Origin of the sequence: Pseudarthrobacter sp. SSS035 (assembly GCF_023273875.1) — a bacterium.
In the GTDB taxonomy this organism is placed as follows: domain Bacteria; phylum Actinomycetota; class Actinomycetes; order Actinomycetales; family Micrococcaceae; genus Arthrobacter.
On the sequence record NZ_CP096882.1, the window covers coordinates 547680 to 561468 of the forward strand.

Sequence of the window (13789 nt, forward strand, 5' to 3'; positions counted from 1 at the left end):
CGTGCGAGAAGCAAGCACAAAACTCCTGGTGGAGCTGGAGCCGCGCAGCAATGTCACGGATCTCCTGCGACAGCGGGAGGCCGCCAACCCTGCCCACGCCCTCTACGCGCGCAAAGGCCCCAACGGCTGGACCGACGTTCCGGCGCAAAAATTCCTGCACGATGTCTGTGCCCTCGCCAAAGGACTGATCGCCGGCGGCCTGGAGCCGGGCGACACCGTGGCCGTCATGTCCGCCACCCGCTATGAGTGGGCCCTGGTGGACTTCGCCATCTGGTTTGCCGGCGGCGTGAGCGTCCCCATTGACGAGACCTCGACCCCCGGCCAGGTGGAGTGGATCCTGCACGACGCCGGCGCGCGCCGCGTGTTCGCGCAGGACCGCGGCAAGGTGTCGCTTATTGCGGGGATCCTGGAGTCTTCCACCCTGCTCAAGGACCGGCTGGTCACCGTGGTGAGGATGGATGACGACGGCGAGGCCCCGAACCTCGCCAGTCTTTCGGCTGCCGGAATGGGCGTCACGGACGCCGAGCTGGAACGCCACCGCTCCGCTGCGGGCCTGGACGACGTCGCGTCCCTGGCCTACACGTCCGGCACCACCGGCCGGCCCAAAGGCTGCGTGATCACGCACGGCAACTTTGCGCTCGTGGCCGTCAACGTCGTCGCCTTTCTCCCGGAGATCCTCAAGGGGCAGAATGCGCGCACCCTGATGTTCCTGCCGCTGGCCAATGTGCTCGCCCACGCTGCCCAGGTGGCGTGCCTCCATGCGGGCGCCACCCTGGGACACGTCAGCCGTCCTGCTGATCTGCGGGCGGATCTGGACACGTTCAAACCCACGTTCCTCCTGGCGGTGCCCCGGATCTTCGAGAAGGTCCGGGCGGACGCCGCGCACCAGGCTGCCGGGTCCAGGAAAGCGGGGATCTTCAGGGCTGCGTCAGCCGCCGCCATCCGTTTCTCCATGGCACAGGACACAGTGGCCCGCGGCGGGGGCAGCGGACCCGGGCTGGCGTTGCGGGCGCGGCACGCCGTCTTTGACCGGCTGGTGTACCCGAAGCTCCGCCAGCTCCTTGGCGGCCGGGTCCGTTACGCGGTATCGGCGGCCGGCCCCGTGGCACCGGAGGACGCGCACTTCTTCCGCGGCGCCGGGATCCCGGTCCTTGAGGGCTACGGGCTGAGCGAGACAACCGCCCCCTGTACGGCCAACACACCCGCCCGGACCAGGGTGGGCAGCGTGGGCGTCCCCCTGCCGGGCACCACCATCCGCGTGGCCGAGGACGGCGAAGTGCTGGTCAAGGGGATCGGTGTCTTCAAGGGTTACCACGCCAACGAAGCGGCCACCGCCGAGACCTTTGTGGACGGGTTCTTCCGTACCGGGGACCTCGGCGAGCTGGACCCTCAGGGCTTCCTGACCATCACCGGCCGCAAGAAGCAACCCGCCAAAATAAACGGCTGAGCACGTGCAGTTGCTTGGGGCTACGCCTCAGCGGCCATCGGTTCATCCTTGGCCAGGCCGCGACGGCGGCGGGTGGGCCAAGTGAGGATGAGCGTCACCAGGGACGCCAGGAGGACCAGCGCGGCGATGACAATACCGGCATCGATCCAGAACTGGCCCGGAAACAGCCTGATCAGGGTGTCTTCAAGGGCAAACGTCCAGGAACCGCTGGCGAAGAAGATCCGGTGGAATTCGGTGAAGAACTGCTGCCAGCCGAGCACGGCCAATGCGCCAAGGCCCAGGATGATCGCCAGCGCAACAATGGATCCCGCGAAGAGTCCGCGGCGCACACCGCCGGTGCTGCGGCGGCGCAGGTAGGCGATGGCCACGAGGCTGAGGACGATCAGGAGTGCTCCCCCGCCAAACGCGGAAAGGATGACAACTTTTACGTCGGCCATATGGCTGACTTCGCCGTCCTTGAAAAGGTCCCCGCCGCTGCGATTGACCAGATCACCCAGGTACCGCGGCCCCGCCCAGTTGCTGAGGTAGTCAACCGCGTAGGAACCGTACGTCATCCGGTCGTCGGTGCTGAACCCGTACCCGTCGCCCGGGAACCCTGGCCTGTTGTACTCGGCCCACAGGAACAGCGGGCTGGTGACCGCGCGGACGGCCAGCACCAGCAGGATCACCGGGTAGAAAAGGGCCAGCAGGACTTGCCAGATGCGGGGGGCCACGGGCTTGGCGTTGGCTGCGCTTTCGCGCTCCGCGTTCCGGCGCTCCACTTCCTCCTGCGGCGGACGGACCTGCAGCGCTGACGTGGGCAGCGGCTCGCTGAAGTGGGCACCGTTTCGGGTGGCGCCCTGGGCGGACGGATCTTTGCGGAGCGACTCTTCTACGGAAGGTACCGCGGCGGGAGGTTCGACGGCGGCCTCCGCGGCTTTGCGGCCGGCGCGGCTTTCGGGCTGGGTGACACCGCCCTGCCCGGCACCGGTGCTATGTGCTGGGGACACGTCGGGAGTGCTGGAGCCGGAGTCTGTCAGCCAGGCAAAAGCAGGCTCTTCCGAGTCCGACGAAGTATCCAGGTCCGGATCCGGCTGCGGCTCCGTGCGTTTGGCAGGGGTCGGCGAATTGTCGTTCACAGCAGCGTCACTTCCGTTGGGTTCCACGCCGCCGGCTCTGATCCGGGCAGCGCCGTGTATCTGATGTCGAGCCTACCGCCCGCTCCTACACGAGGGCGAGGAGCCACCCCGTCGCTCCCGGATTCATGCGGCGATTTCGCTGTATCCAGCGTCTCCGGCCGCCAAGTCGCCGCGTTCACCGGCGTCATAGGCCCGCCGTCCCCATACCAGGACGTAGCCCCAGTAGGCAGCCAGCACCGCCAGGCCGATGCCGATCTTGGCCCATACCGGAAGCGGACTGGGCGTGACAAAACCTTCCACTAATCCGGAAACGAACAGCACCAGCACCAACCCCAGGGCCACGGTGATCAGCGACCTGCCTTCGTCTGCCACTGCCCGTCCCCGCGTCCGTGGTCCCGGGGACACCATGGCCCAGAAGATCCTCAAGCCCGCCGCGCAGGCAATAAAAACAGCCGTCAGTTCCATCAGGCCATGCGGCAGGATGTAGCTGTAAAAGACATCCTGCCGGCCCACGGCGGCGAAAACTCCGGCCGCGATCCCGACGCCCTGGGCGTTCGTGAACAGGATCATGGGTACCCAGAAGCCGGTGATGCCCAGGGCCACCGCCTGCGCGCTGATCCAGGCATTGTTGGTCCAGACGGCCCCCGCAAACGAGGCCGCAGGATTTTCCGAATAGTAGCCAATGAAGTCTTTCTCGACGTACTGCCGGACCGCAGCCTCGGAGGCAACGGACCGCAGGGCCTCGGGGGACGTCCCGATCCAGAGCGCGTAGGCGCCGGCAACCAGGATAAAGGCGGCGCCGCAGGCCACCGTCAGCCACCGCAGGCGGTACAAAGCCGCCGGCAGGGCGGCCACGAAGAACCGGGCCAGGTCCGCCGTCACGTTGGACCGTGCGCCTGTGAAACGGGTCCGGGCCTGGGCCAGGGTGACGGACAAGGACGCCGACAGGCCGCTCTCCGGGGCAATCGACCGGATCAAGGAAAGGTGGGCCGACGTCGACTGGTAAAGGCGCAGCAGTTCATCGGCCTCTTCGCCGCTGAGGCGCCGCTTATGGGCGAGCTGGTGCAGCCTTGACCACTTGTCCCCGTTGGCGGCGGAGAAGGCATCCATATCCACGGCAACAGCCTAGCCGCCATAGACTGTGAAGGTCCGCAGGATGGCTGGCCAGGGATTGGGGTATCCGCTTGAGCTCGATAATCACCGGCGAGGCCGTTGTCCTGGAACTGCGCCCCGCATCCTTCGCCGCCCGTGCCCTTGGCCTGCTGCTGGATGTCCTGTTCAACATCATCCTGCTGGTCCTGATCCTGCTGGGCGTCGCAGCCGCCGGCCAGGACCTTGACGAGGCAGCAATGCGGGCCCTGACGCTGGTGAGCGTGGTCTTCTGCTTCGTGATTGTCCCGGTGGCCGTGGAGACCCTCACCCGGGGGCTCTCGCTCGGAAAACTGGCGACCGGCCTGCGTGTGGTCAGGGATGACGGCGGCGCCATCCGGTTCCGCCACGCCGTGATCCGGGGGCTAACTGGATTCCTGGAAATTTACCTCACCTTGGGTGGCCTCGCCATCGGCGTCGCCCTCTTCAACAGCCGCTCCAAGCGGCTGGGTGACATCCTTGCCGGCACGTATGCGCTGCGCCGGCGCGTGCCGGCAGAGGTACCGGTCCTCGTCTTTGTTCCCCCACAGCTTCAGGGCTGGGCCACAGCTGCGGACATCGGCCGGATCCCGGATGCGACCGCACGGCAGGCCGCCCAATTCATCCGGCAGGCCGGACGCATGTCACCGCTGTCCGCCGCCGGAATGGCAGCGTCGATCGCCACGGAACTGGCCGGGCATGTGGCCCCTCCGCCGCCCCCGGGAACCAGCCCGGACCAGTACCTGGCGGCCGTCACCGCCGAACGCCGTCACCGTGAACTCGCGCGGCTGCAGCAGGCCCGGCGCCGGAACTCGGCCACGGCGGAGCGGTTGGAACGCCTGCCGTTCGGGCCATAGGCCTGAACCTCGTCTTGGACCTGGTCCTGGGCCAAACGGTTCCTAGTTGTTGTACTCCGCCCAGGGGATGTTCCAGTCGCCATAGCCGTCGTCGACGGCGGCGTAGTCGCCCTCGGTGTTGATGATCTGAACCACATCGCCGGTGGTCATGTTGTCAAAAACCCAGGCGGCGCCGTCGGGAGCGAACCCAATGCAGCCGTGCGAGACGTTCGTGTTGCCGATGAAGGGGTAGGCGGACTCCAGCGCCTGGTGGATGTAGGCGCCGCTCAGGGTGAGGCGGATGGCATACTCCACGTCCACTTCGCCGTAGTAGGCCGGATCGCCGGGCTTGAGTCCTATGCTGGCCGCCCGGAAGTGGTCATAGCGGTTCTTTTCCATCAGGACCGCGTAGCCGCGCGCTGACGGGAAACGCTGATCGCCCATGCTGACCGGGAGGGTTTTCACTACCTGGTCATTAACGCTGAGCGTGAAAGTGTGTGCGGCGGCATCGGCGATAGCCACCCGCTTGTCACCGAAATTCACGGTGACCTTTTTGTTGAAGTTGGCGATCTGGCCGTTGCCGAGGTCCACGCCGAAAAGCTGCATGTCCATGGTGACTGTGGAGTTCGCCGCCCAGAAGGCTTCCGGGCGGTACCGGACCATGGTGTCGCTGAACCAGTGGAAGGCCCCGGCCTGCCCTGCGCTGGAGGTGATTTTGATGGCCTTCTCCACGGCATCCCGGTTGACCACCGGTTCGCTGAAGATGACCTGCAGCGGCTGGCCCACGCCAACCTTCATCCCATCCAGCGGGTAGATGGCAGCATCCGCCTCGTGCGTGCTCGAAACCGTACTGAACGAGTTTGTGGTGCTGGTATCCCGTCCCGCCCCGTCAGTGACCACATACGTGTAGCTATACTCGGTGTTGAATTTCAGCGGGTCTGTCGCTGTCCAGCTGCTGCCGTCCCCGGCAAAGGTGCCGTGGACTACTTCGCCGGCGGTGCTGGTCAGCGTGACGCTCTCGATCCTGCCGTTGCCCACCTTGAGCGACACCGGCATTGCCGGGTTCACCTGCTTTGCGGCGTTGGCCGGCGTGACGTCCACCTTAACCGGGGCCACCACGGGCGATGCTATGCCCGGTGCGGACCGGACTGCGGAGCTGGCTTCGGACTCCAGGCCACCGCGCGCAAAACCCGGCGCGACGGCGGCGAAGACGCCGCCCGTTGCGGCAAGGACACACACGGCTGCCACCAAGAGAATTTTCTTGGCGGTCCCCCGCCGGCGTGGCTTAACAACAGGTTCCATAGTCCGATCTTAATCCTTGGACATAACAGCCCCGGGCGCGGTCTGCACCCGGGGCATCACACGTCAGTAACGATAGTGCTCGGGCTTGTACGGTCCGGCGATGTCCAGGTCCAGGTAGTCGGCCTGTTCCTTGGAGAGTTCCGTAAGCTCCACGTCGAGGGCGTCGAGGTGCAGGCGGGCAACCTTTTCGTCCAGGATCTTGGGCAGGACATAGACCTGGTTGCTGTATTCGCGTTCGCCTTCGGGCTGGTCCCGCTTGGTCCACAGCTCGATCTGGGCGATGGTCTGGTTGGCGAAGGAGTTGCTCATCACAAAGGACGGGTGGCCGGTGGCGTTGCCCAGATTCAACAGGCGTCCCTCGGACAGGACGATGATGGAACGCTCTTCGGCGGTCCCGGCGTCGAGCACCCACTCATGGACCTGCGGCTTAATCTCCACCTTCTTGATGCCGGGGATCCGCGCCAGACCGGCCATGTCGATCTCGTTGTCGAAGTGGCCGATGTTGCCCACGATGGCTTTGTCACGCATGCCGGCCATGTGTTCGGCCAGGATGACGTCCTTGTTCCCGGTGGTGGTGATGAAGATGTGGCCTTGGCTCAGCACCGACTCCAGCTTGGCCACCTGGTAGCCGTCCATGGCTGCCTGGAGGGCACAGATGGGGTCGATCTCTGTGACGATGACGCGGGAACCCTGGCCGCGGAATGCCTCTGCAGCTCCCTTGCCGACGTCGCCATAACCGCAGACGACGGCCACCTTGCCGCCCATCAGGACGTCGGTGGCGCGGTTGATGCCGTCAGGCAGCGAGTGGCGGATGCCGTACTTGTTGTCGAACTTGCTCTTGGTGACCGAGTCGTTGACGTTGATGGCCGGGAACAGCAGCTTGCCCTGTTCAGCCAGCTGGTAGAGGCGGTGCACGCCGGTGGTGGTTTCCTCGGTGACGCCGCGCAGGCTGGCCCCGATCCGGGTCCACCGCTGCGGGTCTTCCTGCAGCGAGGCGCGAAGCACGTCCAGGAAGATCCGGCCTTCCTCCGACTCGTCTTCGCCCGCCGCCGGAACAGCGCCGGCAGCTTCGAACTCAACGCCCTTGTGGACCAGCATGGTGGCGTCGCCGCCGTCGTCCAGGATCATGTTAGGGCCGAGCTCCGGATCGGTGTCCGCGCCGGGCCAGGCCAGGATCTGCTGTGCAGTCCACCAGTATTCCTCCAGCGTCTCGCCCTTCCAGGCGAACACCGGCACACCCTGTGGGTCCTCGACCGTTCCCGTGCCCACCACAACGGCTGCGGCGGCATCGTCCTGGGTGGAGAAGATGTTGCATGAGGCCCAGCGGACCTCGGCACCGAGGGCAGTGAGGGTTTCGATCAGGACGGCAGTCTGGACCGTCATGTGAAGGGATCCGGCGATCCGGGCGCCCTTCAGCGGCTGGGTGGGTCCGAACTCCTTGCGGAGTGACATCAGGCCTGGCATCTCGTGCTCGGCCAGGCGGATCTGGTGGCGGCCGGCTTCGGCCAGCGAGATGTCGGCTACCTTGTAATCAAATGTCATGGGGTTCCTTTGCTTTTGTCCGATGGCGGCGACGGCGTTGAAGCCTCTGCGCGAAAGTCGATCGCTGGTGGTGGTGCGGGTTGTCCAGGCGTTGCCTAGGCAGTAGCTGCGGTTTTGTCCGTGGCGGGGCTTGGGTCCGTGGCCGGCCGGACGGCGGGATCGTGCTGGTCCGAGCCGGCAGCCGTGGCGGCCTGGAGAAGTTCCGGCGGCAGCAGCAGCGGGATACCGTCCTCGATCGGGTATCGCAGCTTCACGCCCGAATCTCCCGCCGCCGTCGACACAAGCTCTTCGCCTTCCTGGACCAGGGGCGATCCGGTCACGGGACAGCGGAGGACGGACAACAGTTCAGGACTGATCTTTGGCATGATTGGTGCTCCCGACAGGGGCGCGTTCGCGCCGTTGGCTGACTGATTAGCAGGTTCCAGCCTACCGCCAGATCCGCCTCAGGAAGGTTCGCGCAGGACGCGCAGATGCCCCCGGCGGACGCCTTCGGTGCCGGCCGGGGCCTCCAGCGCTGAATGCGAGCCACGCTGACCCGGCGTGGTCTGTGACTTGGGCGGCTGGGCCGCTGCTTCGCGGACCGCGTTGGCGAGGGCCAGGAGGTCGTCCGGTCCGGGCTGCTGCGGGCTTGTGGGCATCGCCAGGCGAAGCACTTCCCAGCCGCGGGGCACGGTCAGTGACCCGGCGTGCTGCTCGCACAAATCGTAACAATGCGGCTCGGCGTAGGTGGCAAGCGGACCCAGGACGGCGGTGGAGTCGGCATAGACGTACGTCAAAGTTGCCACCGCCGACTGACGGCAGGCTGACCTTGAACATTGACGGATAGCTCCCACGACATCACAGACTACTCCGTATCCCAACTTGTTCGGAGTATTTGCCGAATCGGCCGCCGCGCCCTGGCACGCAAACCGCGGTTATGTCGCGTAATTCTGCGCCCGGGTTTACAGTCAAGGTATGCAGTCATCGAACCATGATTCAGCTTTTTCGGTCCGTTTGGCTGACCCGGATGACCGCGCCGCAGAAACGGGTTCGGGTTCGCCCGGCCGCAGCTTTGCGATGCGCCGCCGGAACCGCCACGGTCGCGGCCTGCGCGGGGAGCTGGTGTTGCCAACGCACCCCGGCTACAGGACACGGTCGGACCGCTTTGACGACATGGTGCTGGATTCCGCGCAGCGGCTCCACGACATCTGGGGCAAAACGCTCGACGGCGTCCGGTTTGCCGTCGACGAAATACCCCCGCAGCTGGAGCAACTGGTGGCCGACGCCGCCCCGCCTCCCATGGGCGCCTACACCCCCGCCACGGCAGAGGAAGGCCCGGTGATCACCCTGTACCGCCGGGTGGTTGAGCAGGGTTGCGCCAGCCGGGAGGAACTCCAGGACCTGGTGCACGACGTCGTGGTGGAACACACCGCCGAAATGCTCGGCGTAGCGCCGGAAACCCTGGATCCGGTCTACCGCCGCCGGTACTGACGCCGCCGGTGCTTTCCTGTCAGTATCCCAGCGAGACCGGCACCTTTTCCTGCCCTGAAGCCGCCGGAGTGAAGGCCACCGTGGAGATGTCGTCCCGGCCGTCCTGCTGCAGGAGCAGCGCGCCGTAGGCCGCGTCACCTGACGCGGAGACAACGTACGCCACCACTTCCGACTCGTCCACCTTCTCGGGGACCTTGATGGACGTTGTAGTGCCGCCGGCGACGTCGGCAGTGGCGGCCGCGCGGATCTTGCCGTCCGCGGTGATGGCAGCGTAGGAGACCGTGGCCCGGTTCTCGAGGACGCCGAACACGAGGGTTCGGTCACCGCCCTGGGGCACGGGCACCACATGCTGGCTTCCCAGCCGGACGCCGGAGGCAGCCCAAGCGATGTCCGAGGCCTTGTCGTTCGTGACGCCCCGGGTGATGCGGGTTGCGGCCACAAATGACACGTCCGAACTGGTGGACACCGTGTAGTGGCCGGCGGGGACGCCAGCCAGGGAAATCTCGGTGACGGCCCCGGCTTTTGCCGTGACAACGCCGCCGCCGGGGAGGGCCTTCTGGCCGTCCCGGCCGAAGAGCTTGACCTCCACTACGGCGTCCGACGGTCCCGGAACCGTGATGGCCAGCGCGGGGCCGGCGTCGTTGAAGCCGCTGTTTCCCGTGAAGGCGGAGATCGCGCCGGCGTCTTGGATGTCCACTCCGGTCATGACCTGCCGTGCGGCAGGTGCGGCGCCCGGAGCAATGAAGTCGACGCCGCCGGGCGTCAGTCCCCTCAGGACACTCTGCTGGATGGCCGCGGCCACCGGACCGCCGGCGCTCCGGACATGGACCGTGAGCTGGGCTTCACCAGGGGCCAGGCCAGCCAGGACGATTGAGCGGGTACCTCCCGGCGCGACCAGCAGCCCCCTGCTGCCCGGGGCCTGGATCTGGCCCTTGTTGCCGAAGAGCTCCAGGCTGACGGTGGCAGGTGTGCTTGAGGCGTTGCTGAGGACAAGAACGGAGGTGCGGCCCACGGTGGTGCTGGCACCGGACAGCCAGAGGTCGTTGGCGGGCGGCTGGCAATTGGCCGCCGCCGAGCCCTGCAGGTCACCGTCCGTGGCAGTGAATCTCATAAGCCCGGCGGCTGAGGGCTTCTGGCCTGCCTGGGCGTCGGCGCTCAGGAAGCTGGCATCATCCACGCTGTGCCCGGCGACGACGCCGGCGGTCAGGTCCTGGGGACCTGTCCCCTGGCCGGGCTGGCTGCCGTCCTTGGCGATCTCGACGGCGGGCGTCCCGTCAAGGGCGGCGAGCCTGCTGCCGGGGAGGACACCGCCGGGGGCGCTCAGGACGGCGCCCGTGACAGCGCTCTTGGCGGTCGCGGATTCGGGGCTGAACTGGGGGTCGGTGCCCGCCTCCGTTCCTTCGAGCAGGCGGGCCGGGCCAGGACATACCCCCGTGCTGGCGCCTGCGGGAACTGCAGCCAGCACGGCCGGGATGGTGCGGCTCCCCGCCGGCTGCGGAGCGACCGACGAGGCTGCGAGTCCCGCGCCGGCTGCGGCCACAATCGCCACGGCCGAGACCAGGCCTGCCAGCATCTGCTTGCGAGGGGTCCTGCGGGCTGCGTCCTTATGCATTCTGGTGTTCCTTACGCAAAGATCCCTCGTCCCTCGAGAGCCCTGTGTTGGGCCGGCGCGCGGGCATGGGAATGGCGAGCATGACAGTGAGTCCTATCACCGTGATCTGTGCGATTCCGGACCAAAGGGCCCAAGGGGTGTCGTAGCGGATGGTCAACTGGCCGGCGGTGGCAGGCAAGGTAAAGGCCTGGGCCGAGCCGGATGTTGTGGCAGTGAGCTTTCGCCCGTCGAACCAGGCGCTCCATCCCGGGTCCGCCCGTTCGGCGAGCACCACCAGCCGCCCTTCCGGTCCCGCGGCCACGGGGGTGTCGACGTCGTCGTACTTGGAGGGCACCAGCGCCACGGTGGCTCCGGTGCCGTCCACGATCCTGACGCGATGGGCGACGTCGGCGGGCTGCAGTACCGGCTGGTTCAGCGGCGTTATCCGCCAGAGCCAGCCGACATCCGTCTGGCCGACGGCAACGAGCCCCGGAACTGCGTCCATCCTGCTGGCCGTGAGCTGGGCGGCGGTGTCTGCCGAGCGCAGCACCACGAATCCGGCACCAAGGCGCTCGAGCTCGGGACGGGGGTCCACGCCTTGGCCAGCCACCAGCGTGGCCACCACGCTGCGGATGGACGCCGTGATGTCGTCGTCCTCCCTGACCGTCTCCTGGCCGGGCGCGCCGAGGATGTTCCTGGCGGCGGCAATCGTTGACAAGCTGTCCAGGGTGGTCCCGGCACCGCGCATCAGTGCCGCGTCATAGGCGCCGTTTTCCTGGGTGCTGATGAGCAGCGTGCGTGTCTGCTCCGGCCCGGTGCCACGGTCTATGGCGGTGGCGGGAAGCGTCCGGGCGCTGCCTGGCTGCACCAGCCGTGGCGTTCCCAGCGCGGGCCCTGCCGGCACGTCGGCCGGGAGGGCAACGGCTGAGGAACGTAGCAGGTTCTGCGCCGACCACACCGCCATGCCGGCCAGCGGACCGGCCAGCAGCACCACCATGGCCAGGGCCGTCGCGGAGCGAAGGGCCACGTTGCGCCGAATACTCGGCGAGGCTGCCCGGTCCGCGGCATAAAGCAAGCGCTCGGCACCGATCAGGGCGGCTCCGAGCAGGGCGAACCCTGCGGCGGAGACGGCTGGACCGGTGAACGGTGTCACGAGGGTGTTGGCAGTTGCGCCCGTGGCAACGTGCCCTGCGAGCCAGCCACCGGCGAAGATCACCAGAGCCGCCACCCAGAGAACACGTGCTGTCCTGCTGCGCTTACCCGGGAGGAACAGGGCGGCAACGGCAAGCAGCAGGACGGGAACGGCCAGCAGCAGTGCCAGCACGAGTGCCCATGGGATCGCCTGGCCGCTGAAGAACGGAAGGCCGTACAGGCCACCTTCGGCGGAGAACAGCAGCGGCTGGCCCAGGAACTGCTGCCACAGCGGGGCTGCCTCGAATCCCAGCGGAACACCCGGGTCTGCCAGCAATGCCCGCGGCCGGTCGATAACGGACAGCCCGAAGGGAAGAAAGAGCGCGGCGCTGGGCAAAAGAGCCCACCACACGGTGCGGCCACGACGGCCAAGCATCAGCCCGCAGAGCACAATAACCACAACGGCCGGGGCCAGCAGTGAAGGCGCCGACGCGGTCACAACACCCAGCGTCAACCCTGCGGCGGCGGCGGCAGTCCAGGACGGCATTCCGTTGATCCCAGGCCGTGCGGGTGGTTTTTCGGTGAAACGCCGGTCATCTGGGGAAGGGACAATGAACCGTCCGTGGCCCACAGCGGACCCGGTGGCGCGCAGGAGTGCCAGGACGAGCAGCGGGATCATGATGTGGGCCACCAAGGCACCGGCCCGGCCCTGGTTCAGTGCTATCTGCAAGGCGGGAGCGGCCGCCCAGAAGAGTGCGGCAACGAGGCGGAAGCGGCGCCGGATGGTCAGGCCCCCGGCCGCAAACCACGCGGTCAGGCCGGAAAGCGGGGCGGCGAGCAGCAGGAGCCAGGCCATGGCCGCGTTGGCGTCTCCCCCGCCGAGCAGGCCAAGGATCCACAGCACATAGCCGAAGGGGTCGCCCTTGCCCGGAAGGCCTGCCCCCAGGCTGATCCACCAGCTGGAGGCGTGGTGCCAGATTTCGCCAAGGGTGGAGGACACCGGAATGAGGCCTCCACCGGAAACAGCGTCGGCCCGGAACAGCCCGGTGAGCGCCGTGAGGGAAGCCGCGGACGCGATGATGATTGCGGCGATGGCGCCGGCCCCCACCCAACCCCGTTCGGTGGTGGTCATGGCAGCGAAGTCATCTGATGAGTCCCCTGTGGGCTGGTCCGCCAGGGGGTCATGGACCAGGCCATCAGCCGTGGAGTTGTCGGCGCCCAGGGCTTCCATCAGGGAGCGTCGGTGGTTCCAGACTTCACGCCGGGGTGTCTGCAGCTTCTTGATGACGGACCGCCGGATCCGCCGGCTGTTTGCCGCGGTCCGGCGGGCCTTTGCCACGGCACCGGGCCGGGCCAGGGCAGCGAATGTGGCCACAAGCTGGGAGAAACCGTGCCCGGGATCCTTGACCGCAATGCTGAGCACGAGTTTGAAAATGCTGCCAAGCAGCGCACCGACCGCATGGACAGGCACCTTCCACAGCGGGGCGTGCTTGAGGCGCAGATGGACCTGGGCTTTTCGCGCCGCGGAAGCGTTTCCCTGGGCATGCGGCCGGTGGGCTACGTGGAACATCCGTGCAGTGGGAACCACCACCACACGGTGCCCGGCGAGGCGGTTGCGCCAGCAGAAGTCGACGTCGTCGCCGGTGCCCGGCAGTGCGGGGTCGAAGCCGTTCAGGAGTTCCCAGATATCACGGCGGACCAGCATGCCGGCCGAGTTCACCGCAAACGCGTCCGTGCGGCCGTTGTACTGGCCCTGGTCCAGTTCGTCGGCATCGATCAGGGTAAGCCGCTCGGCCCAGCGGCTGGTGGAGAGTCCGACGTCGATCAGCCGGCGTTCCGAGTGCCAGTCCAGTTGCTTGCAGCCGGCCACGGTCACGGATGGTGCGCGCTCCACGGCACTGAGGAGTTCGGCCAGCGCCTCCGGGGCCGGTGCCGCATCGTCGTGCAGCAGCCAGACCCACTCTGTGGCGGCGCGCTGGGACTGGCCGTCCCAGGGCGCGTGTTTGTTGAGCCCGGCGCGCACGGCGCCGCCCATGCCGCTCTTGCCGGGCGGAAAGGTGCTCACATTGGTTGCGCCGAACGCCCGTTCCAGGAGGACGGCGGAGTCGTCGCGGGATCCGGTGTCCACTCCGATGAGGGAGTCCGCGGGCCGGGTCTGGTCCGCGAGGGCAGCCAGGGTTCTGGGCAGATAGGCACTGCCGTTGTGGGACACCACAACGGCAGT

The 13789-nt window shown here is 67.3% G+C and carries 10 protein-coding genes and 1 pseudogene; 3 read left to right on the forward strand and 8 right to left on the reverse strand.

The genetic code is table 11. From position 1 onward, the window contains the following. Position 1 precedes the first annotated feature (1 nt). Positions 2 to 1423, forward strand: a pseudogene (locus MUN23_RS02470) (long-chain fatty acid--CoA ligase); the annotation flags it as partial. Positions 1424 to 1467: 44 nt separating this feature from the next. Here MUN23_RS02470 and MUN23_RS02475 read toward each other — a convergent pair. After that, positions 1468 to 2565, reverse strand: a complete 1098-nt coding sequence (locus MUN23_RS02475) for a TIGR01906 family membrane protein (protein WP_248763965.1) — start codon at positions 2563 to 2565, stop codon at positions 1468 to 1470. A gap of 123 nt (positions 2566 to 2688) precedes the next feature. Then, on the reverse strand, positions 2689 to 3681 hold the full coding sequence (locus MUN23_RS02480; protein WP_248761942.1) for a stage II sporulation protein M: 993 nt from the start codon (positions 3679 to 3681) through the stop codon (positions 2689 to 2691). Between the two features lie 68 nt (positions 3682 to 3749). Here MUN23_RS02480 and MUN23_RS02485 point away from each other — a divergent pair, with 68 nt between their 5' ends. Then, entirely contained in the window at positions 3750 to 4550 is an 801-nt protein-coding gene (locus MUN23_RS02485; protein ID WP_248761943.1) for an RDD family protein, read from the forward strand. Positions 4551 to 4592: 42 nt separating this feature from the next. Here MUN23_RS02485 and MUN23_RS02490 read toward each other — a convergent pair whose 3' ends face one another. From MUN23_RS02490 to MUN23_RS02505, 4 genes are all read right to left on the reverse strand, one after another. Continuing rightward, on the reverse strand, positions 4593 to 5831 hold the full coding sequence (locus MUN23_RS02490; protein WP_248761944.1) for an Ig-like domain-containing protein: 1239 nt from the start codon (positions 5829 to 5831) through the stop codon (positions 4593 to 4595). Positions 5832 to 5894: 63 nt separating this feature from the next. After that, a complete protein-coding gene (ahcY, locus tag MUN23_RS02495; RefSeq protein WP_248761945.1) occupies positions 5895 to 7373 on the reverse strand; it encodes an adenosylhomocysteinase in 1479 nt (492 codons plus the stop codon). Between the two features lie 95 nt (positions 7374 to 7468). After that, entirely contained in the window at positions 7469 to 7738 is a 270-nt protein-coding gene (locus MUN23_RS02500; protein WP_248761946.1) for a Trm112 family protein, read from the reverse strand. Positions 7739 to 7816: 78 nt separating this feature from the next. After that, positions 7817 to 8206, reverse strand: a complete 390-nt coding sequence (locus MUN23_RS02505) for a DUF3499 domain-containing protein (RefSeq protein ID WP_058929636.1) — start codon at positions 8204 to 8206, stop codon at positions 7817 to 7819. 121 nt (positions 8207 to 8327) lie between these two features. Here MUN23_RS02505 and MUN23_RS02510 point away from each other — a divergent pair, with 121 nt between their 5' ends. Further along, on the forward strand, positions 8328 to 8843 hold the full coding sequence (locus MUN23_RS02510) for a metallopeptidase family protein (protein ID WP_248761947.1): 516 nt from the start codon (positions 8328 to 8330) through the stop codon (positions 8841 to 8843). 19 nt (positions 8844 to 8862) lie between these two features. Here MUN23_RS02510 and MUN23_RS02515 read toward each other — a convergent pair whose 3' ends face one another. Further along, positions 8863 to 10455: a DUF5719 family protein gene (locus MUN23_RS02515; protein WP_248761948.1), complete on the reverse strand. Its 1593-nt coding sequence runs from the start codon at positions 10453 to 10455 to the stop codon at positions 8863 to 8865. Further along, positions 10448 to 13780 (reverse strand): glycosyltransferase, encoded by a 3333-nt coding sequence (locus MUN23_RS02520; RefSeq protein ID WP_248761949.1) that lies wholly within the window; start codon positions 13778 to 13780, stop codon positions 10448 to 10450. Before MUN23_RS02520 ends, MUN23_RS02515 begins: the two co-directional genes overlap by 8 nt. Between the last annotated feature and the right edge of the window lie 9 nt (positions 13781 to 13789).

Excerpts from the sequence above, each read along its gene's own strand:
- MUN23_RS02510 (WP_248761947.1), top strand. The coding sequence starts at position 8,328 with ATGCAGTCATCGAACCATGATTCAGCTTTTTCGGTCCGTTTGGCTGAC.
- MUN23_RS02490 (WP_248761944.1), bottom strand. The coding sequence starts at position 5,831 with ATGGAACCTGTTGTTAAGCCACGCCGGCGGGGGACCGCCAAGAAAATT.
- MUN23_RS02515 (WP_248761948.1), bottom strand. The coding sequence starts at position 10,455 with ATGCATAAGGACGCAGCCCGCAGGACCCCTCGCAAGCAGATGCTGGCA.
- MUN23_RS02500 (WP_248761946.1), bottom strand. The coding sequence starts at position 7,738 with ATGCCAAAGATCAGTCCTGAACTGTTGTCCGTCCTCCGCTGTCCCGTG.
- ahcY (WP_248761945.1), bottom strand. The coding sequence starts at position 7,373 with ATGACATTTGATTACAAGGTAGCCGACATCTCGCTGGCCGAAGCCGGC.